21 protein-coding genes and 3 pseudogenes are annotated in these 19799 nt (G+C 63.6%); 9 read left to right on the top strand and 15 right to left on the bottom strand.

Translation table 11 applies throughout. The features are described from left to right. Positions 1-70: 70 nt before the first annotated feature. The gene (locus NW75_RS03735) at positions 71-643 is read right to left on the bottom strand and encodes a YqgE/AlgH family protein (RefSeq protein ID WP_033963871.1); all 573 of its coding nucleotides are present in this window, start codon (positions 641-643) and stop codon (positions 71-73) included. Between the two features lie 116 nt (positions 644-759). Between NW75_RS03735 and NW75_RS03730 the strand changes: the two genes are divergently transcribed. The 4 genes and pseudogenes from NW75_RS03730 to NW75_RS03715 all read left to right on the top strand — a co-directional run bounded on the left by NW75_RS03730 (position 760) and on the right by NW75_RS03715 (position 3566). Beyond that, positions 760-1239 carry a peroxiredoxin gene (locus NW75_RS03730; protein WP_033963823.1) on the top strand — a complete coding sequence of 160 codons (480 nt, stop codon included), beginning with the start codon at positions 760-762 and terminating at the stop codon, positions 1237-1239. Between the two features lie 115 nt (positions 1240-1354). Beyond that, the gene (locus NW75_RS03725) at positions 1355-1609 is read left to right on the top strand and encodes a hypothetical protein (protein WP_033963822.1); all 255 of its coding nucleotides are present in this window, start codon (positions 1355-1357) and stop codon (positions 1607-1609) included. Positions 1610-1682: 73 nt separating this feature from the next. Further along, positions 1683-3148: pseudogene (locus NW75_RS03720) on the top strand (AMP nucleosidase). A 73-nt stretch (positions 3149-3221) separates the two neighbouring features. Further along, complete coding sequence (locus tag NW75_RS03715) at positions 3222-3566, top strand: hypothetical protein (RefSeq protein WP_033963821.1); 345 nt, start codon at positions 3222-3224, stop codon at positions 3564-3566. 76 nt (positions 3567-3642) lie between these two features. Here the strand turns inward: NW75_RS03715 and NW75_RS03710 are convergent, their stop codons facing one another. The 6 genes and pseudogenes from NW75_RS03710 to NW75_RS03685 form a co-directional block, all read right to left on the bottom strand. Next, positions 3643-5481: a M2 family metallopeptidase gene (locus NW75_RS03710; RefSeq protein WP_033963820.1), complete on the bottom strand. Its 1839-nt coding sequence runs from the start codon at positions 5479-5481 to the stop codon at positions 3643-3645. Between the two features lie 52 nt (positions 5482-5533). After that, positions 5534-6295: an alpha/beta fold hydrolase gene (locus NW75_RS03705; RefSeq protein WP_033963818.1), complete on the bottom strand. Its 762-nt coding sequence runs from the start codon at positions 6293-6295 to the stop codon at positions 5534-5536. Continuing rightward, a complete protein-coding gene (locus NW75_RS03700) occupies positions 6276-6722 on the bottom strand; it encodes a GFA family protein (RefSeq protein ID WP_033963815.1) in 447 nt (148 codons plus the stop codon). The genes NW75_RS03705 and NW75_RS03700 overlap by 20 nt, the downstream gene beginning before the upstream one ends. An 82-nt stretch (positions 6723-6804) precedes the next feature. Further along, positions 6805-7833: an aspartate-semialdehyde dehydrogenase gene (locus tag NW75_RS03695; RefSeq protein ID WP_033963869.1), complete on the bottom strand. Its 1029-nt coding sequence runs from the start codon at positions 7831-7833 to the stop codon at positions 6805-6807. A gap of 61 nt (positions 7834-7894) precedes the next feature. Next, complete coding sequence (locus NW75_RS03690; protein WP_033963814.1) at positions 7895-8611, bottom strand: MgtC/SapB family protein; 717 nt, start codon at positions 8609-8611, stop codon at positions 7895-7897. 4 nt (positions 8612-8615) lie between these two features. Further along, positions 8616-10837, bottom strand: a pseudogene (locus tag NW75_RS03685) (DPP IV N-terminal domain-containing protein). Positions 10838-11129: 292 nt separating this feature from the next. Between NW75_RS03685 and NW75_RS03680 the strand changes: the two are divergent. Beyond that, entirely contained in the window at positions 11130-12260 is a 1131-nt protein-coding gene (locus tag NW75_RS03680; RefSeq protein ID WP_033963811.1) for a hypothetical protein, read from the top strand. Between the two features lie 69 nt (positions 12261-12329). On the opposite strand, the gene NW75_RS25800 is transcribed toward NW75_RS03680, so the two are convergent. Together NW75_RS25800 and NW75_RS25795 are read right to left on the bottom strand one after the other, a co-directional pair. Next, positions 12330-12893, bottom strand: coding sequence for a DUF418 domain-containing protein (locus NW75_RS25800; RefSeq protein WP_231564927.1), 564 nt, complete (start codon positions 12891-12893; stop codon positions 12330-12332). Beyond that, a complete protein-coding gene (locus NW75_RS25795; protein ID WP_231564926.1) occupies positions 12868-13692 on the bottom strand; it encodes a DUF418 domain-containing protein in 825 nt (274 codons plus the stop codon). Before NW75_RS25795 ends, NW75_RS25800 begins: the two co-directional genes overlap by 26 nt. A 99-nt stretch (positions 13693-13791) precedes the next feature. Between NW75_RS25795 and NW75_RS25790 the strand changes: the two genes are divergently transcribed. The 3 genes from NW75_RS25790 to NW75_RS22675 are packed head-to-tail and all read left to right on the top strand — an operon-like array spanning position 13792 to position 15976. Then, on the top strand, positions 13792-14232 hold the full coding sequence (locus NW75_RS25790; RefSeq protein WP_231564925.1) for a hypothetical protein: 441 nt from the start codon (positions 13792-13794) through the stop codon (positions 14230-14232). Then, positions 14124-14654: an alpha/beta hydrolase gene (locus tag NW75_RS25785; protein ID WP_231564928.1), complete on the top strand. Its 531-nt coding sequence runs from the start codon at positions 14124-14126 to the stop codon at positions 14652-14654. The genes NW75_RS25790 and NW75_RS25785 overlap by 109 nt, the downstream gene beginning before the upstream one ends. Then, the gene (locus NW75_RS22675; protein ID WP_137902285.1) at positions 14651-15976 is read left to right on the top strand and encodes a hypothetical protein; all 1326 of its coding nucleotides are present in this window, start codon (positions 14651-14653) and stop codon (positions 15974-15976) included. The genes NW75_RS25785 and NW75_RS22675 overlap by 4 nt, the downstream gene beginning before the upstream one ends. 78 nt (positions 15977-16054) lie before the next feature. On the opposite strand, the gene rplS is transcribed toward NW75_RS22675, so the two are convergent. Continuing rightward, on the bottom strand, positions 16055-16444 hold the full coding sequence (gene rplS, locus NW75_RS03660; protein WP_010402880.1) for a 50S ribosomal protein L19: 390 nt from the start codon (positions 16442-16444) through the stop codon (positions 16055-16057). 1 nt (position 16445) lies between these two features. Then, positions 16446-17177, bottom strand: coding sequence for a tRNA (guanosine(37)-N1)-methyltransferase TrmD (gene trmD / locus NW75_RS03655; protein ID WP_033963810.1), 732 nt, complete (start codon positions 17175-17177; stop codon positions 16446-16448). Positions 17178-17216: 39 nt separating this feature from the next. On the opposite strand from trmD, the gene NW75_RS03650 reads away from it, so the two are divergent. After that, positions 17217-18122 carry an NAD(P)/FAD-dependent oxidoreductase gene (locus NW75_RS03650; RefSeq protein ID WP_033963809.1) on the top strand — a complete coding sequence of 302 codons (906 nt, stop codon included), beginning with the start codon at positions 17217-17219 and terminating at the stop codon, positions 18120-18122. Positions 18123-18203: 81 nt separating this feature from the next. Here NW75_RS03650 and NW75_RS23440 read toward each other — a convergent pair. The 4 genes and pseudogenes from NW75_RS23440 to rpsP form a co-directional block, all read right to left on the bottom strand. After that, positions 18204-18452: pseudogene (locus tag NW75_RS23440) on the bottom strand (type II toxin-antitoxin system VapC family toxin); the annotation flags it as partial. 38 nt (positions 18453-18490) lie between these two features. Next, positions 18491-18766 carry an AbrB/MazE/SpoVT family DNA-binding domain-containing protein gene (locus NW75_RS03640; protein WP_033963866.1) on the bottom strand — a complete coding sequence of 92 codons (276 nt, stop codon included), beginning with the start codon at positions 18764-18766 and terminating at the stop codon, positions 18491-18493. A 30-nt stretch (positions 18767-18796) separates the two neighbouring features. Next, positions 18797-19273: a ribosome maturation factor RimM gene (gene rimM, locus NW75_RS03635; protein WP_033963807.1), complete on the bottom strand. Its 477-nt coding sequence runs from the start codon at positions 19271-19273 to the stop codon at positions 18797-18799. Next, the gene (gene rpsP, locus NW75_RS03630) at positions 19273-19788 is read right to left on the bottom strand and encodes a 30S ribosomal protein S16 (RefSeq protein WP_010402889.1); all 516 of its coding nucleotides are present in this window, start codon (positions 19786-19788) and stop codon (positions 19273-19275) included. Before rpsP ends, rimM begins: the two co-directional genes overlap by 1 nt. Positions 19789-19799: the final 11 nt, after the last annotated feature.

Raw genomic sequence — 19799 nt, 5'->3', positions numbered from 1 at the left:
TTGCCATTTCTCCTATCATAGCAGCGATTCGACCGCGCAGACGCCTTCCAGCGGCGATTTCAGTGGCGTTTCAGGCCCAGCCTGTCTCGTTCGCCAGGAGCCGCGAATCGATTCCGGCGCTGGCAAACCCCGCTTCCCATCGACTCTCGGCATTGCAGCCATACAGCAAATCGAGATGGCCCGGCACGTTCAGCCAACCGTGTCGCGTCAACTCGCCGTCGAGTTGCCCCTCGCCCCATCCCGCATAACCCAGCGCGACCAGCCAGCGCGACGGGCCGCGGCCAGCCGCAATCGCCTTCAGCACGTCGGTCGTTCCCGACAACGCCCACAGCGCCCCCGCATGCCCGACGACCTCGATCGTATCCTGGCCGCCCCAGTCGAGGGCGTGAAGCACGAAACCGCGCCGGGGTTCGACCGGCCCGCCGAAATGCACGGGAACATCGGGCGCGACGCCAAGGTCGATATCCAACTGCTCAAGCACCGTGTGCAAGCCAATGCCCGCGATCGTCGCACCGATCCCGATTCCCAGAGCGCCGTCTGAATCATGCGCGCACATCGCAATCACCGCCCGATCGAAGCGCGGGTCACCAATACCCGGCATGGCGAGCAGGAATTGGCCAGTGAGGTTGCGGGCGGAGTCCATCGCGTACAGCATAACCGCGGACGCGCTCGCTCGCCACGCTTGAAATTCCCGCGCGCTTGCACGAGGTACGCCGCGCCGCACCTATTAGTCGGGCGGCCCCATCAGGAGAGATTCCCATGACGATCAGCGTCGGCGACCGCATCCCCACCATCACCCTCACCAAAGTGACGGCCGAAGGCCCCAATCAGGTCAGCTCGGACGAGTTCTTCAAGGGCCGCAAGGTCGCGCTGGTCGCGGTTCCGGGTGCTTTTACGCCGACCTGTTCTGCTCGGCATTTGCCTGGTTTTGTCGACAAGGCCGACGAGATCAAGGCAAAGGGCGTGGACGAGATCGCCTTTACCTCGGTCAACGACGCCTTTGTGATGGGTGCCTGGGGCAAGGCGAGCAACGCTGACGGCATTACCATGCTCGCCGACGGAAACGCCGAATTCGCCAAGGCGGTTGGCCTGACCTTCGACGGCTCCAAATTCGGCATGGGCGAGCGCAGCCAGCGCTATTCGATGCTGGTCAATGACGGCGTGGTGGAACAGCTCAACGTCGAAGCCCCCGGTGCCTTCGAAGTGTCCTCGGCCGAACATCTGCTAAGCGAGATCTGATCCTGTCGGCCTGGCTCACGCCGGGCGACCGATTATTGCGATTGGCGTCGGAAAGCGTGGAACCCGCCATGCTCCCGATCGGTTGCAAGAGGACGTTCCAGGAAAGGGCCAAGCCATGACCGATACGACCCGCGATTCGAGCACTCCCCCCGCAAATGACACGATCATCGAACAGGCCGAGGGCTTGTTCGAACAAGCCAGGGGTGCACTGAACGATGCATTTGAGGCGACCGTCGAAGCGGTGAAGGATCATCCGCTCGCCGCCGTCGGCATTGCCGCCGGTGCAGCTGCGGCCGTTGCCGGTGCCGCCTTCGGTGCCAGCAAGATCCTCTCAAAGGACGAGGCCGGATCCGCCCCGAAAAAAGGCTGACCTTTCGAAGGGGCGTATCGACGATACGCCCCTTGGTCTTGCGCGCGTAACGATAGCGGCGTAGCGGCTATCCATGACGCACGCTTCCAGCCCCGCCGCCGCCATCGTCGCTGAGCTCGACCGGCTTTATCGCGCATCGGTCGATCGCCTGCAGGCGGCGCTGACCACCTATCTCTCCACCGGAACGCCGCCCGCGCCGCATACGCGCACAGACGGGAGTTTCGCCTACCCCGAGATTCGGCTGCACTATCGCGGAGGGAGCGACCGGCCGACCCCGCGGCGTTCGTTTGGACGGCTAGTAACCGAGGGTGATTATGCGATCAGCGTCACCAAGCCGGCGATTTTCGCCGATTATCTGACCGAGCAATTGACGCTGCTGATTGAAGATTATGACGTCACGGTCGAAGCGGTCGAGGGCCGTCAGGAAATCCCCTTTCCTTATGTCATAGATCCGGGCCATGCGCTGAGCCTCGACCAGGTTTCCGCGCTGGAACTGGCGCGCCACTTCCCGGCGACCGACCTGGCGCATATTGGCGACGAGATTGCGACGGGCTCTATACCGTCACCGACGGTGCCCGCCCGCTGGCGCTGTTCGATGGCTTGCGCACTGATTTCTCGCTCGCGCGGTTGCGGCATTACACCGGCACGCCGCCCGAACATGTTCAGCGCTATGTGCTGTTCACCAATTACCACCGCTACGTTGACGAGTTCGTCCGCTGGGCGTGCGCGCAACTGGAGCCCGGTGAAGACGGCAAGCCAAGCCGCTACACCGGCGTTTCCGGTGCCGGCGGCGTGCTGATGCGCGCGGGCGACGATGTCGAGGCGATGCTGGCCGATACGAGCGCGTGGCGGCGGCACCAAATGCCGGCCTATCATTTGATGGCAGAGGACGGCACCGGCATCACGCTTGTCAATATCGGCGTCGGCCCCGCCAATGCCAAGACGATTTGCGATCATCTGGCGGTGCTGCGGCCCGAGGCGTGGCTGATGATCGGCCATTGCGGCGGCCTGCGCCCGAGCCAGCGGATCGGCGACTATGTCCTCGCCCACGCCTATTTGCGCGACGATCACGTGCTTGACGATGTGCTGCCCCCGGCAATCCCCGTGCCCGCGATTGCCGAGGTGCAACTCGCGCTCGCGCGCGCGGCCGAGACGATTTCGGGCCAGTCGGGCGACGAACTCAAGCGCCGCCTGCGCACCGGCACGATCGTCACCACCGACGACCGCAACTGGGAGTTGCAATATTCGCGCTCGGCGCTGCGCTTCTCGCTCAGCCGCGCGGTCGGCATCGACATGGAATCGGCGACGATCGCGGCGCAGGGCTATCGCTTCCGCGTTCCCTACGGCACCTTGCTGTGCGTTTCCGACAAGCCGCTGCACGGCGAATTGAAGCTGCCGGGTCAGGCCAACCGCTTCTACGAACGCGCGATCAGCGAGCATATGCGGATCGGCATCGAGGCGTGTGAGGAACTGCGCCGCGAGGGCAAGAAATTGCACAGCCGCAAGCTGCGCGCCTTCAACGAACCGCCGTTCCGCTAAACGCTTGAAGGAGGGCGGGGAAACACCCGCCACCTCGCGCGTTACGCCTGATCAACGAACAAGGGAGCCGCTCATGGCCACGCCGCCGAAAAAACCGACCGACACCGCAACCAAACCCGCGACCCCGCGCAAGCCCGCGACGCCCCGCAAAGCCGCGGCACCGCGCAAGGCAACCGCGAAAAAGGCTCCGGCGACGAAGACCGCTGCGACGCCGACCCGCAACCGCTGGGGCCTGGCCGCGATCATCGGCGGCGTGGCGGCAGTGGGCGCGGCAGCGGCAGCGCTCTTCACCCTGCGCAGCAGCACGCCCAAGACCGAAGCGCTGAACCCCGGCGAACATGCACATCAGGCCGATGGCAGCGATTCCAGCGCTTCCTTCCAAGCGGGCATCGCCGATGAAGGGACGATCCCCAACTGAGGCGACCTATCGCTTGGCCTCGCGCCCGGCGGAACCAGAAGTTTGGGGGAAGGCAGACCGACCTTCCCCCCAAGCATCACCACCCCTGCGGCTTGCCCTCATTCTGCTTATCCAGCCACGCCTTTAGCGGTGCGAAATAATCGACCATCGCCTGGCCCGAAATCTCGCGGGTGCCCGTAAACACGGCCAGTGCCTCGGGCCACGGCTTCGACTGCCCCATTTCCAGCATGGCGTTCAGCTTCGCGCCGACCTCCTTATTGCCGTAAAAGGAGCAACGATGCAGCGGCCCGGTCCAGCCCGACTGCTTGCACGCCGCCTGATAGAATTGGAACTGATAGAGCCGGGCGAGGAAATAGCGCGCATACGGCACGCTGGCCGCAACATGGTATTTCGCGCCGGGATCGAAGCGCGTCTCGTCGCGCGCGACCGGGGGTACGATCCCCTGATATTTCAGCCGCAGGTCGTTCCAGCTCTTTTCATACTGCCCCTCCGGCGTCGCGCCCGAAAAGACACCCCAGCGCCATTTGTCGACCAGCAGACCAAACGGCAGGAAGGCAACCTTGTCCATCGCCTGCTTGAGCAGCAGGCCGATATCCTTGTCGGGGCTCGGCACCTTGGCCGGATCGAGCAGGCCGATCTTCACCAGATAATCAGGCGTGATCGACAAAGCGACGAAATCGCCGATCGCTTCGTGGAAGCCGTCATTCGCGCCATTCTCATAGAGGAAGGGCTGATTTTTGTAGGCGCGCTGGTAATAATTGTGGCCCATCTCGTGATGGATGGTGACGAAATCGTCGCCATTGACCTTGGTGCACATCTTGATGCGCACGTCATCCTTGCTGTCAATGTCCCAGGCCGAGGCATGGCAGACCACTTCGCGGTCGGCCGGCTTCACGATTTGCGAGCGCGCCCAGAAGGTGTCGGGCAGCGGCTTGAACCCGAGCGAGGAGTAGAAGCCCTCGCCGGTCTTGAACATCTTGATCGGGTCATAGCCCTTGGCCTTGAGCAGATCGCCGACATCATAGCCGACATCGCCCGCGCCCGCCGGGGCTACCACATCATAGATGTTGCCCCATTCCTGCGCCCACATATTACCCAGCAGATCGGCGCGGATCGGCCCTGTCTTGGGCTGCACCGCATCGCCATATTGGGCGTTCAGCTTCCAGCGGACATAGGTGTGGAGCGCCTTGTAGAGCGGCTCGACCTGCTTCCACAGCGTATCGGTGGTGGCCTCAAACTGCGCCGGGGTCATGTCATAGCCCGAGCGCCACAGCGCGCCGACATCGGCATAGCCGAGGCCCTTGGCACCTTGGTTGGCGATCACCACTTCGCGTGCGAAATCCTTGCGCATCGGCGCGCCGACAGCGTCGTGCCAGCTGACCCACATCTCCTTCGACTTGGCGGGATCGCGCACCGTGCCCATCGCCGCCTCGATGTCGCTGCCGTTGATCGGCTTGCCGTCAAGCGTGCCCTTGCCCTTGCCATAGTCCGATCCGAGCTTCGTCACGATCGTCGAAAGCTCGGATGCGGCACCGGGCGTGGTCGGCGCAGGCAGCGTCAGGCCGTTGCGCAGCAGATCGATCTTGCGTTTGGTATCGAACGACAGGCCGGGCACACCCGCATATTTCGCCGCCTCGAGCGCGAAGCGGACCCCCATCTCGGTCCCCTCCGCACCGAACTTCGCGGCGATCGCGTCGGTGTCGTCGGTGATGTAGGTTGCGTTGATCCACGCCGCCTGCTGCGCCGGGGTGGAGAAATCGGCCAGTTCCTTTTCCGCGCGCGCTACGAACGCATCTGCCTCGGCGACGGTCGGTGCTGCGGCAGCGGCGGCGGGTGCGGCTGCCGGGTTGGCGAAAGCGGGTGCCGACGCCAGCGACAGAATCAGGGCGAGCGACGAAATTCCAGTGCGGATCATGTGAGTCCCCATTTGCAAAGATGGCGCAACCTGTGCGCCACCGCGCGCAGGGTCAAGCCGCCAGAAACGCCGCGATCGCCGTGCCCAATTCGGGTTTGAGCACCGCGCTCATATGGTTGCCGGGGATCGCCTGATAGCGCGCATCGGGCAGCGCCGCCGCGAGGTCCTGCGCCGAGCCGTTGTCGTCATCGTCCTCGCCGGTCAGGATCAGCGTCGGCGTGGTGATATGGTCGAGCGCATCGCGCGGCGTGTCGACGAAGGTGTCGAGAATGTGCAGCAGCGCGACCGGATCGCCCGCAGTCGTCTTGAGGAACGCTTCGGTCAGCCATTCGCTGGTGCCGCGTGTGAAACTGCCGAGGTTGGTCAGCACATTGTGGAAATAGCTGCCACGCCCGGCGGTATCGACGATGCCCTGCAACCCCATGCCAGAGATGACCGCGCGGCGTGGCGTCGCGCCATTGGCGAGCATCCGCATCGAGGTGCGCCCGCCGAGCGAATAGCCGGCGAGATCATAATCGGTGAGGCCGAGATGCGCGATCAGCGCAAAGCCATCGCGCATCAGCACGTCGGGCGGATAGGCGGCGGCCTCGTGCGGCTTGGCGCTGTCGCCGTGCGCGCGCAGGTCGGGCATGATCACCCGAAAACCTGACTCGGCGATGCGCGCAGCATGGCCGTATTTGATCCAGTTGATCGTCGCGTTGGAGAAATAGCCGTGGATCAGGACGACAGGGCGTCCCTCCCCGATCTCCCGCCACGCCAGGCGGGTGCCATCGAAGCTGTCGAAGAACTGCGGTTCAGTCGGGGAGTTTGCCAATAGCTTTCATCCAGCGCTCGACCGTCGACGGATTGTCCGCCACCCGCGTCGTCGGCAGGTCCTTAATGTCGAGCCACGCCTCATGCCAAGTCTCGGGCGAGAAATGATGCGTCGGGCGAAAGCGATACGGATCATCGAAACTGCCGACGCTGAGGTCCATAGTCTCGCCGGGCTCGAGATATTCAAAGGTCAGCGGCGTGCCGCACGCAGCGCAAAACCCGCGCTGCGCGATCGGCGAGCTTTGATAACGATCGGGTTCGCGCTCCCAGGCGACATTGGCGATCTTCACTCCCTTGAAGGCGATCGACACGCCCCCGGTCGCGCGCTGGCACATCCGGCAGTGGCACAGATACGCATCGTCAGTGTCGATCGCGACGCTGTAGCGGATCCGACCGCATTGGCAGCCGCCGGTGACGGTTTCGGTCATCCCTGCCTCCCTGTCTACGCGGTCATGCCTTATCGGCTGATGACCGCGTTCGACTGGAGGCTAACAGGCGTTCAGAAGCCGCTCAATCCGCCTTCTTCAAATACCGGCGGCCCAGCAATTCCGCGATCTGCACCGCGTTGAGCGCCGCGCCCTTGCGGAGATTGTCCGAAACGCACCACAAGGACAGGCCGTTCTCGACGGTCGAATCCTCGCGCACGCGGCTGATGAAGGTCGCATATTCGCCCACGCATTCAACCGGCGTCACGTATCCGCCGTCCTCGCGCTTGTCGACGAGCATCACGCCGGGTGCCTCGCGCAGGATCTTCTGCGCCTGGTCGGCCGAGATTTCATTCTCGAACTCGATGTTGATCGCTTCCGAATGACCCACGAACACCGGCACGCGCACGCAGGTGGCGGTGACCTTGATCTTGGGATCGAGGATCTTCTTGGTCTCGACCACCATCTTCCATTCTTCCTTGGTCGACCCATCGTCGAGGAAGCTGTCGATGTGCGGGATCACGTTGAAGGCGATCTGCTTGGTGAACTTCTTCGCTTCCGCCGAATCGCCGACGAAGATGTTGCGCGATTGCTCGAACAGCTCGTCCATCCCCGCCTTGCCCGCGCCGGAGACCGACTGATAGGTCGCGACGACGACGCGCTTGATCTTGGCGAAATCGTGCAGCGGCTTCAGCGCCACCACCATCTGCGCGGTCGAGCAGTTCGGGTTGGCGATGATATTGCGCTTGGTATAGCCCGCGATCGCATCGGGGTTCACTTCCGGCACGATCAGCGGCACATCGGGGTCCATGCGGTAGAGCGACGAATTGTCGATCACCGTGCAACCGGCAGCGGCAAAGCGCGGCGCGTGGATCTTGGTCGCGTCCGACCCGATCGCGAACAGCGCCATGTCCCAGCCGGTGGGATCGAAATTGTCGATATTCTGCACTTTGAGCTTGCGCCCGGTCTCGCCGAAATCGACCTCGTCGCCCTGGCTGCGCGACGATGCCACCACAGCGATATCCGCCAGCGGGAATTCACGCTCCGCCAGAATATTGAGCATCTCGCGCCCGACATTGCCCGTCGCGCCCGCGACCACGATCCTGTAACCCATAACATCCTCCAATTCGGATCGCGCCCGTAGCGTCATTACGCGCCGACGTCCAATCGCTTTGCTAATCGTGCGTGCGCGCCTGCCACGTCGCATGGGAAATTCCATGCACGGTCGCAAGATGATCGGTCAGCGCGTCGAGCTCACCGCCGTCTATATTGGTGCTCACCAGCTTGGCGACAATCTCCACGCGATCTTCACCGCGCGCAACCACGTCAAGCTCGGCCACGGGGAGTTGCGCCGCCTCAAGATGCTCGGTCAGCAAATCGCCCATCGGCCCGGCCTCCTCGGCATCGGTGGTGATCGTCACCGTATAGGTCGCCTCGACATTGCGCCCTTCGATCGGGATGCGGTTGATCGCATCAACCAGCGGCCGCAGCATCGTGTTGGCGAGGATCACGAAGCCGGTCAGCAGCACCGCTTCCGCGATCAGGTCGCTCCCGGCAATCGCGCCCACCGCCGCCGAGCACCACAAGGTCGCCGCAGTGTTGAGCCCGCGGACGTTCATCCCCTCCTTCATGATCACGCCCGCGCCGAGGAAACCGATCCCCGACACGACATAGGCAATGATCCGGATCGACTCGACGTCCCCGCCGAGCCGCTGCCCGAGATCAACGAACGCCGCTGACCCCAATGCGACCAGCGCATTGGTACGCAGGCCCGCAGTGCGCTGGCGATATTGCCGCTCGGCGCCGATCAGCGTGCCGAGCACGAACGCCGCCAAATAGCTGACGACCGTGTCCAGGAACGGCCACAGATGGAAGGTCGTCAGGAACCGCATGTGATCAGCGCTTGTCCTTCACGTTGCGGTCGAGGAAGGTCAGGATCGTCCCCCACAGATGCTCGCTAATCCCCGGCCCAGCCACGCGGTGCGTGTAGCCGGGGTAGAACATCATCTCGAACGGCGTATCGGTCGACTGCATCCGCGCGGCGAGCGCGGTCGAGTTGGTAAACACGACGTTATCATCAGCCATTCCGTGGATCAGCAGCAGCGGATCCTTGATCTTGGGCGCGTTCTCAAGCGCCCCTGACGCAGCATAGGCTTTCGCGTCGCCGACCGGCGAGCCCATATAGCGCTCTGTATAATGCGTGTCGTACAGGTTCCACTGCGTCACCGGCGCGCCCGAAACGCCGGCCGCATAGACGCCCTGGCTCGCCTCCAGCATCTTCAGCGTCATATAACCGCCATAGGACCAGCCATAGATCGCCACCTTGTTTGGATCGACGAAGGGCTGGCTCTTGATGAACTTCGCGCCCGCCAATTGATCCGCCACTTCGACCGTGCCCATCGCGCGGTAGATATGGTCCTCGAACGCCTTGCCGCGATTGTACGATCCGCGATTGTCGATCTGGAAGAAGATGTAGCCGTGCTGCACCAGATATTGCGGCAACGCCCCGCCCCAGCCACGCGTTACCTGCTGCCCGGTGCCCGGGCCACCATAATGCTGGAAGAACACCGGATACTTCTTGCCCGGCTCCAGCGGCGGCGTGATCATCTCATAATAAAGATCAGTGCCGTCCTCGGCCTTGATCGTGCCGAAGGTGGTTTGCTGATGCTCGCCAGATAGGGGTAATAAGGATGCCCCGGCTTCAGCGCATTTTCGTTGATCCACGACAGCCGCTTGCCGCTCGCATCGGCCAGATAGACCTGCGTCGGCTGGGTCGGGTTGGAGCGCCCCACGATCATCCGCGTCGCGGCGTGATCCATGCTGGCACCATTCCACCAGCCCGTCTCGGTCAGCCGCGTCACGACGCCCGGATGCGCGATGTCGACCGAATAGACATGCTGCTCCAGCACGCCATCCTTATTGCCGGTGAAGAACAGCCGACCTTTGGCTTCGTCAACGCCGATCAGCTGCTGGACGACCCAATCGCCCTTGGTCAGCGCGGTCCACTTGCCCTTGGCGAAGCGGTAGAGGTGGCCATAGCCGGTCCGCTCCGAGCGCCAGATCAAGCTGCCATCCTTCATCGGACGATAGGCTTCGGTAAGGTTCAGCCAACTCCGCGCGCCCGCTTTCTCGGTGAACAGGATGCTGCTCTTGCCCGTTTCCGGGTCGACCGTGAGCATGTCGAGCGTCTTCTGGTCGCGGCTTTCGCGCTGCACCAGCAGCGTCTTGCCATCGGGCGTCCAGTCGACGCGGGCGAGATAGATGTCGGGATTCTGGCCAAGATCGACCTTCACCCTGCCTGTGCCATCGGCCTTCATCACATACAGTTCGACCGCGACATTCGGTGTGCCCGCCGCCGGATAGCGCTGCTCATAGACCTTAGTCCCGGTCGCCCCGATCGCGGCGCGGGTGACGATGCCGACCGGAGCCTCGTCAAAACGCTCGACCGCGATGTGCGTGTCCTGCGGGGACCACCAATAGCCGGTGCGACGGTCCATTTCTTCCTGCGCGACGAACTCGGCCTCGCCCCAATGCACCGTGCCCGCGCCATCCTGGCTGATCTGCCGAGCGTCGCCGCCGCCGAGCGGCTGGACGAACAGATTCTGCCCGCGCACGAAGCTGACGAACCCGCCCTTGGGGCTGATAATGGGGTTGAGCGCGCCGCCAGGCGAGTTGGTCAGCCGCCGCGTCGTGCCGTCGAGCGTCGCGAGATACAGGTCCCCGTCCAGCGGCACCAGGATGGTCTTGCCATCGGGGGCCCAGTCATAGGCCACGATCCCCTTTGACCCGGCGATGCGGGCGCGCTCGCGCTGCATCTTTTCGGCCTCGGACAATTCCGCGCCACTGCCGACCTTCTTCGAATCTACCAGCATCCGCTCTTCACCGGTGCGCGTATCGAGCGCCCATAGGTCGAAACGCTCCTTTTCATCGGCCCGCGGGCGCAGCGAGGTCAGCAAAGTGCCGTCAGGCGACAACCGTACCCCGCGCGGCTGCACGCCCGACAGATCGGGGCTCCCGAACACGCGTGACAGCGTCAGCTTGGTCGGCGCGTCAGCCGCCATCACGGGCACCGCCGCACAGGCGAGCATCACGCCCGCAAAAGCCCAACTCGCCCGCATCCTGCATCTCCAATCCCGCGTTTTTCCTCGCCCGACGAGTGCGGACGGCGTCGGCGCTTATCGCGGTGCGCGGGGACTGCGTAAAGAGGGCAAGCGCGCGGTGCGGCATCGCGTCCGGATTGCAACGAGAATTTGCTCGGCTGCGGATGCGTCGATCGCGCCGAACGCCCCCTTGCCGTCGTTAAGGATCAACTTCGGCCTGCACTTTGCGCGGTGCCCGCTAAACTGACGGGGCAACGCGCGCTGCACCAACCAAGACACCATTCACCCTTCGCCTTTCAGGAGAATAGTAATGCCGTTGGAAACAAGCAGCCTGTCCCCGCGCGACGCCGCGCTCGAAATCATGGACGGCTTCAAGGCGCGCCTGGGCATCGACCTGGCCGGAATCGCCGGCAACGAAGCACTGACCGTCGAACAACGCCGCCGCAAGATGATCGCAAAGCTGTTGGAGGCGACACTCTCGGGAATCGATGAGTATCACCGCGCCGAGGGCATCGAGCTCGCATCGCATGAAGACAACACGCTGATCACCGCTGCTCTGGCCGAAGAGCCCACCGAGATCGAACCGAATATCAGCCTGACCCAGCATAATTTCGAAATTGTCCGCGGCTATCGCGGACAGGAAGTGACCGATTATGTCTATGGTCTGTCCAAACGGCTCGAAGCGATGCAGAACGCCAAGACGCCGGGCCAGCTCGCCATCGAGATCGGCGCGAGTAGCCTGTTCAGCATCGGCGTGGCGATGGCCAAATTGACCTGGACCGCCTGGCGCGGCGGGGCGACCTTCCTCAATGCGCTGCGCACGGGCATCACCACGCTGGGCATGAAGACCGCGATCACCATCATCGTGATCGTGCTGGTCGCATTCCTGCTCTATCTATTCCTCGAAAACCCCAAAAAGGTGCTGGCGCTGGTGTTCAACGACACGGCGGAAGATCTCGTCGTCACCAATTGGCGCGCCGGAGTCGAGGGCGGCACGGGTGGGAACCTCTATGTCGCGCACGGGCACATGGAGAATTTCATGCAGGATCACGCCAGCGGCGATCTCGATTCACCAATCGTGCAGATCCGCCAACGCTTCTTCTTCGAACCGAACGATCCCGACAATGTCGTGTTCGGCGGGATCTATTTCGCCGATCGCAATTTCGGCCTGCGCGGCAGCGAGGGGGTAATGCTGTTCACATCGCTGAACAGCCCTTTCTCCGCCGCGCATCTCTACGCCGTGCCGTATGTCAACGATAACGGCACCAACATGCGCTTGATGACCGGGCAGAAACCCAATCTCGAAACGCTGTTCCGCGAGATGTACGATACGCGCAAGGTGCGGGTCGATTTCGCCGAGGGCGGGTATCGCTTTACCTCGACCGTGAATGACGCGCGCGGTGGCGTGGTTGGCTTGATCGGCACGATCTCGACGACCTGATCCAAAAACGGCAGGGCGTGGCGGACGCAGTCCGGCATGCCCTGCTGGCCACGACGCGATCCGCCTCGCTCAAGCGAGCGCCGGGCTTCCCTCCACCTGCGGCCCCACCCGCGCCCGCTTGCGCCATGGCAGCACGCGGCGCTCCACCAGCGAACGCCACGCCCATTCGACCGGCGCAATGTCGAAATGCCGCACCCACACATTGGCGCCGATCAGCAACGCCGCATTGATGAGGAAGGCCGTTACCATCAGCGGTCCCCATGTCATCTTGCCGTACAGGCCGAGCATGAATGGCGGGTACAGCACCCACAGGCAGATCAGCGTCTGCGCGATATAGATCGACAGCGCCGTCCGCCCGGCCGCGACGAACGGGCGCAACAGCCGCGCCCCGACGGCGCTGCTGACGAGCAGGTTGATCAGCGCGACATGCCCCAGCGTCATCGCCTGCCGCGCAAACTCATAGCTCGCCCAGAAGGTATAGGGACCATTGCCGAATTCCATCTGTTCGGACGCGCCGATGACCCGCAGCGTGATGCCGACGGCATAAGCGATCAGTGCGGTCCAGACGTAAAAGCGCCGCGAGCGCCGCCCCTGCAGGATGCCGAGCTTATAAAGCGCGGCACCGATCAGCATGACGCTCGCCGCTTCCCATACGAACAATATCTCGAGGAACTGCGACTCGATATCGAGGAAGGAGCCCCATTGTGCGTGCGCCCAGGTGATGAAAGTGCCCTTGCGCGCTTTGTCTTCGGCGGCGATGTCGTTGTGCGATTTGGCGCGGGCCTCGGCGCGCTTTTTGTCCCGCTCGGCCTTGTCCTTCAGGACCTTGCGTTCTTCCGCAGTCGGCTTGGTTCCGGCGGCCACCTTGGCCTCGATCGCCGCCACTTGCGCGCGCGTCTGCAGCGTCAGGTAATAGCCGAAATAGCCCCCGCCCCCCCAATTGGAACAACGCCAGCGTCAGGCCGATCATGATCAGCCATTGCGGGCGCAACCGCCGGAACAGGAACGCGACCAGCGCGGCCAGCCCATAGGTGTGGAGGATGTCCCCGGGCCACAACAGGATGAAGACATGCACCAGCCCGAATGCGAACAGGATGAGATTGCGTACATAATAGCGCCGCATCACCACCCAGCCATTGGCTTTATCGGCCACACGATCGGTCAGGATCACCATCCCCGCGCCGAACAGCATTTCCAGCATGCAGCGGGCGGTGCCATTGGCGAACACTTCGCGCAGCCACCAGGCGATCCGGTCGGTCTGCGACCAGCCGAGATGCCGGATATCGTCGAACGACGCGTAAATCGACTGCCCCATGTCGTTGATGTTCATGAACAGGATGCCGAGGATCGCCACCCCGCGCAGGATGTCCAGCACCGCGATGCGCGGCGCGCCATCGGGTTCGGCGGCGGTGGTCATGGTGACGTCGGACATATTTCCCCCCCGGAATAGTCGGCAGCCGACCATAGCGAATCGCGGTGTATCGTGCAAACATGACACGTTGGTCGAGAACGGATGCGGGGGGGGTAGCGAATGCGGCGGATCGGGTCGGCGCAAAAGGCCTTCGCGGCACTTGTTTTAACGGTCCTGCTTCTTGCCGGGGCAACCCCGGTGCTGAGCCAGTCGATCCACGACCGTATTTATCCCGCGCCAACCGCACCAATCGCGACCGCAGTCCTCCCTGCAGGGGCCGAGCGCGTCACGGTCCAAACTAGCGACGCGCTGTCGATCACCGGAGCTGCGGTCGCGGCCGCGCCGGGCAAACCGACGCTGCTGGTGTTCCACGGCAACGGCTCCAGCGCGATGAGCACGCTCGCCTGGTTCGCGCCCGCCATCGCCAAGGGCTATGGCGTCGTAGCAGCGGAATATCGCGGCTATTCGGGCAATCCAGGCCGCGCCGACGAGCCCGGGCTCGCGCGCGATGCCGACGCTTTTATGCCGAGGCACGGCGGCGGGCCGGGGGCGGGCGGCTGATCGTCGTTGGCCACAGCCTTGGCGGCGGCGTGGCCTTCGGGCTGGCGTCACGGCAAAAGCTGGATGCGCTGGTGACGATTGGCACCTTCACCAGCCTGACCGCGATGGTACCGAAGATCGGGCGCGCGTTCGTCAGCGACCGCTACGACAATCTTGCCACGGTGCCGACGCTGGACGAGCCCTATTTCCTGATCCACGGCCTCGCCGATCAGACCATCCCCGCTGCGATGGGGCAAGAACTCCACAAGGCCGCACACGCCGCCAAACGCACTGGTTTCAGCGTGGTGATCCAGGGGGCCGACCATCACCCTGATGGCGCGCTGATTGCTTCAATCCTGGAAACGATCGTGGCACATCTGGACCACCCCGATGCGGCGGCTTTGCCCCTCCCCGACACCGTGAAGATTTATGGCTTCGGTTGAGCCTTGCCGCCACGATATTCGCGCACTCTCTTGACTGGTCTCGCAACATCGTCAGTCTCGATCGCCGAGGTTGGGAGCGGATAATGGTAGGAAAGCGGTTCGTTTTTATAGCCTTGTCCCCATTGCTCCTCGGCGCGCAGAGTCCACCGCAATCGCCCGCTGCCGATGTGGCAGATACCGCTTTGGCTAAGGGGCGCTATCTCGAGGCCAGTGACGCCTTGGCCGCCGCAGCCTTCGGCCCTGACGGCAAAGTGCGTGACGAAGACGCGTTCCAGATGTGGGAACAGGTCAGCCCAATGCTCACCAATGAACTCGACCCAGCCGTGCTGGCCCGTGCCCAGCCTGGCTCGCCCCCCGACCCCAGTTGGGCAACGCACTTGGCGGCGGCCACTCCACACGATGCCATTGAAGAGATCGTCCGACGCGCGCGCGACACCAGCATCGTTATCTTGAATGAAGCCCATGATAGCCCGCGCGACCGTGCCTTTGCTTTGCAAGTGGCACGTGCGTTAAAACCCCTTGGGTACTCGATCCTGGCCGCCGAGACGTTTGATAGCGAGCCGGCGGAACCCGGCCACGCCTCGATGATCGACAAACTCAGGCAGGACGGTTTCGTCCGGATCAGCACCGGTTATTACACGCGAGACCCGGTATTTGCGGGCTTTGTGCGCGAGGCCTTAGCGTTGGGGTATCGGCCTGTGGGTTACGAGCAAACCAGCAAGCAACGCCCGAAAGAGGGCGGCATTGCCCCGCGAGAGCAAGCGCAGGCAGAGAACTTGGCGGCAATTCTCGCAGCGAAGCCCAGTGCAAAAGCACTGATATACGTTGGATATGGCCACGTCTGGGAAGCCCCGATCAACTTTCAACAAAGTACGACCGATATGATGGCAACGCGGCTGAAACGGTTGACCGGCATTGACCCGCTCACCATTGACCAGACGAGTTTAACAGATTTGGCATCCGCCGCCCGCCCCGCTTACGCCGTAGCTGCGCGGCGCATCGGGAACCGACCGAGCGTCTTCTTGGAAGGCAACAACCCGCTCATTCTCGGGCGCTATGCTGGTGCGGTTGACCTGCAGGTGGTTCACCCGGCCAGAGCGTATCGCTACGGACGTCCTCAATGGCTGGTTGAAATGGGCGGCACGCCACTCGCAATCCCGAAAGAGCTGGTGCCGACCTCGGGGCGTCGGCTGATCCAGGTTTTTGCCGCAGATGCACCGCCGGATGCCGTCCCGCTCGACCAAATTGTGGTACAAGCCGGTGCCCCGTTGCCGATGCTGTTCGCGCCCGCCGTACCGGTGCGCTTTGCCATCGGTTCATAGCAAGCCGCTCTGGCACAAACAAAAAGGGCGCAGAGGCCAAAGCCACCGCGCCCTTCTGTTAGCCTAACGGCTGTCCGATTACTCGGCAGCGCCGCCCTTGGCCGGACGGGTGTCGCGGCGCTCGGCGATGCGTGCCGACTTGCCGGTACGACCACGCAGATAATAGAGCTTCGCACGACGCACTGCGCCCTTGCGGACGACTTCGATGCTGTCGACGTTGGGCGAATAGAGCGGGAAAACGCGCTCTACGCCTTCACCGAACGAAATTTTCCGCACGGTGAAGTTCGAGCCCATGCCCTTGTTGGAACGCGCGATGCACACGCCTTCATAATTCTGAACGCGGGTGCGCTCGCCTTCGACCACCTTCACGCCGACCTTCAGCGTATCGCCAGGGCGGAATTCGGGGATCTTCTTGGTCTCGAGAAACTTGGCAATGTTCTCGGCTTCGATCGTCTGGATGAGATTCATCTCATGCGTCCTTGTCTGTCTGTCGCGCGCCAGAGGGCGACTGGACCCGAGCACCCTCATGGCGCTCCCACAGGTCCGGCCGCCTTAGCCGTGTTTCGGTCTCGGCCATCGACTTTCGCCATGCCGAAATCCTCGCATGATCCCCCGATCGCAACACTTCGGGGATCGTGCGCCCTTCCCATTCAAATGGTCGGGTATATTGCGGATATTCGAGAAGCCCCGTTTCGAAGCTCTCGTCCACGCCGCTATAAGCCGCGCCCATTACGCCGGGGAGCAGCCGAATGCAAGCGTCGAGCAGCACCAGCGCCCCCATCTCGCCGCCCGAAAGAATGTAATCCCCGATCGACACTTCCTCGATGTCGCGCGCGGCGAAGATGCGTTCGTCAAACCCCTCGAAGCGGCCACACAGGATGGTGACGCCCGGCCCTTCCGCCAGGCTACGCACGCGCGCCTGGGTAAGCGGGGCGCCGCGCGGCGTCATGGCGAGCAGCGGAAGGCCAGCGGGCACGCTGTCGATTGCCGCCGCCAGCACATCGGCGCGCAACACCATCCCCGCCCCGCCACCCGCGGGCGTTCCGTCGACGGTGCTGTGCTTGTCGGTGGCGAAATCGCGGATGTTGCGCGCGTCGAGGCTCCAGCGCCCCTCGGCCAGCGCGCGACCGGCAAGAGAAATGCCAAGCGGCCCGGGAAACATGTCGGGGTAAAGCGTTAAGACGGTGGCGGCGAACGGCATTGGGCTCCTTCCCCCGCCCGCCTCCGAAAGGCAAGACGCGTGGACGACTGCATCATCATCGGCGCTGGCCCGGCCGGGCTCACCGCCGCCATCTATCTCGCGCGGTTCCATTTGCGCATCCGCATGTTCGATTGCGGCAGCAGCCGAGCCGCGCTGATCCCGCGCACGCACAACCATGCCGGTTATCCCGGCGGGGTGAAAGGCACCGAGTTACTGCGCTTGATGCTGGAGCAAGCCGAGGAATTCGGCGCGACGCGCGAACAGGCGGAAGTCACCGAAATCGTTCCGACGGGCGACACGTTCGACGTGCGCGTGGGCGATCACCGGTATCCGGCCCGCTCGGTCCTGCTGGCTACCGGCGTGGTCAACCACCGACCGGACATGGCGGGGGATGTGCATGACGAAGCGCTGGCCCGCGGGCTGCTGCGCTATTGCCCGATCTGCGACGGCTATGAAGTCACCGACAAGCGCGTCGGCGTGATCGGCACTGGCGACCACGGAATGAAGGAAGCGCTGTTCCTGCGCGGCTTCACCCGCGACGTGACCTTGATTGCGCCCGGTGCCGCGCATGAGCTCGACGCGACCTGCCGCGCCAAACTGGAAGACGCTGGCATCGTTCATGTCGATGGCCCCTGCACACCAATCCGCACTGCCGGGGACGCGATCGAGGTCACCACGCCGGGCGGTGCGCTACGCTTCGACAGCGTCTATCCGGCACTGGGGTCGACGATCCGCTCCAGCCTCGCCGTTGCGGCCGGCGCGCGGGCGACCGCCGATGGCTGCCTCGAAGTCGACGATCATCAACGCACCTCGATCCCGGGCTTGTTCGCCGCGGGCGATGTGGTGAAAGGGCTCGATCAAATCAGCCATGCCATGGGCGAAGCCGGTGTCGCCGCAACCACCATTCGCAACCTGCTCGACGAACGCCGCCCGATCAGGCGCTGACCGACCAGTCTCGACGCGCAGGCCCGGCACATCGGCGAAATCGGCTTCGTTATTGGTGACGATGGTCGCGCCCAGGCTCAGCGCATGCGCGGCGAGCAAACGGTCGAAACGGGCGCGTTTGAAGGGCAGCCGCGCATATTCGCGCGCCGCAGCGTCGTCGAAGGAAAGAATCGGGATCACCGCGACAAAACTCGCCAGAACTTCCGGTGACGGCGGCTTTCCAACAAAGGTGCCGACGGCGATCTCCGCGAAACTGATCGCGGAGATCGCCACCTCGCCCGGAAAGCACGTCGCCAAGCGATCGTTCACTGCCGAAAATCGCTCCGACATCGTGTAGATCGCCATGTCGGCATCAATGAGATAGCGCGTCACGCGTCGCGCGCTGCAAGTCGCTTTGCGATCGTGCTGGGCCGCTCATCGAAATCGCCATGCGGAATTAAGCGTGCGCCGGGTGCCTTGCCCGCGAAACCGCTAATGTCGATCGTCCGCCGGGGCGCGTCGACGGGTTCTACGCGAAACGACATCGGCGCCTCCTTGACCATACGCACTTCGGTGCCTTCGGGAATGCCCATCCCCTTGGGCAGCCGCAACGCGACCGAATTGCCCGACTTGAATGTGGTACCCTTATATTCGTCGTCCGGCATCGCAGCCTCCGTATACACGTTACGTATATACTAGACCACGAAGGCAGTGTCAACGACGAGGCGCTCCGCATTCCACTCGGGTACGGCATCGGCGTTCATCGGGACCATGAAGCGCTTCTTGTCGGGCCGTTCGACTTCGATCACGTCGCCCGCGCCGAAATCATCGATCGCGACGACCTGCCCCAGCGCCTCGCCTTCCAGCGAGACGACAGGCAGCCCCAACAGATCGGCATGATAATATTCGCCCGGCTCCAGCGGCGGCAACGCCGAGCGCGGTACGGTCAGTTCGGTGCCGCGCAACGCCTCGGCGGCGTTGCGGTCGGTCACTTCGGCAATGCGGGCGATCGCGCCATTGCTGCCGTGGCGCACGGACTTCAGCGTCAGTGCGCCACCATTGAACACCTTGTAGCTGCTCAGGTCCTCGGTGAAGACCTTGAGACGGACTTCCCCCGTCACACCGTGCGCGCCGATGATGACGGCGAGCGTGACGGGGGAATCGGGTCGCATCAGCCGTTCGCCGGGGTTTCTTCAGCGGTTGCCTCGGCGACGGCTTCGGCTTCCGGGGTCGGGGTTTCGGTTGCGGCTTCTACCTCAGCGGCCATGACAGCTTCGGCTTCAGCAGCTGCGGCAGCGGCCTTGGCCTCTTCCTCAGCGGCAGCAGCGGCGACCTTGGCGGCCTCGGCATCGTCCAGCTTCTTCTGGCGCTCTTCCAGGCGCTCGGTCGCCTTTTCGCCGGGCTTGCCCTTGTTCGGGTTGTTGCGGGCTGCACGCTCGCGCACGCCGGTCACGTCGAGGAAACGCGCAACGCGGTCGGTCGGCTGCGCGCCAACGCCCAGCCAATAGTTCGCACGCTCGGTGTCGAGCACGATGCGCTTCTCGTCGTCCTTGGCGAGCAACGGGTTGTAGGTGCCGATCTTCTCGATGAACTTGCCGTCGCGCGGGTTGCGCGCATCGGCAACGACGATGCGATAGTAAGGGCGCTTCTTGGAACCACCGCGCGAGAGACGAATGCTGACTGCCATTTTCTGTACCT

Source organism: Sphingomonas sp. Ant H11, from assembly GCF_000797515.1.
GTDB lineage: Bacteria > Pseudomonadota > Alphaproteobacteria > Sphingomonadales > Sphingomonadaceae > Sphingomonas.
This window is presented reverse-complemented; position numbering and strand designations above follow the sequence as displayed.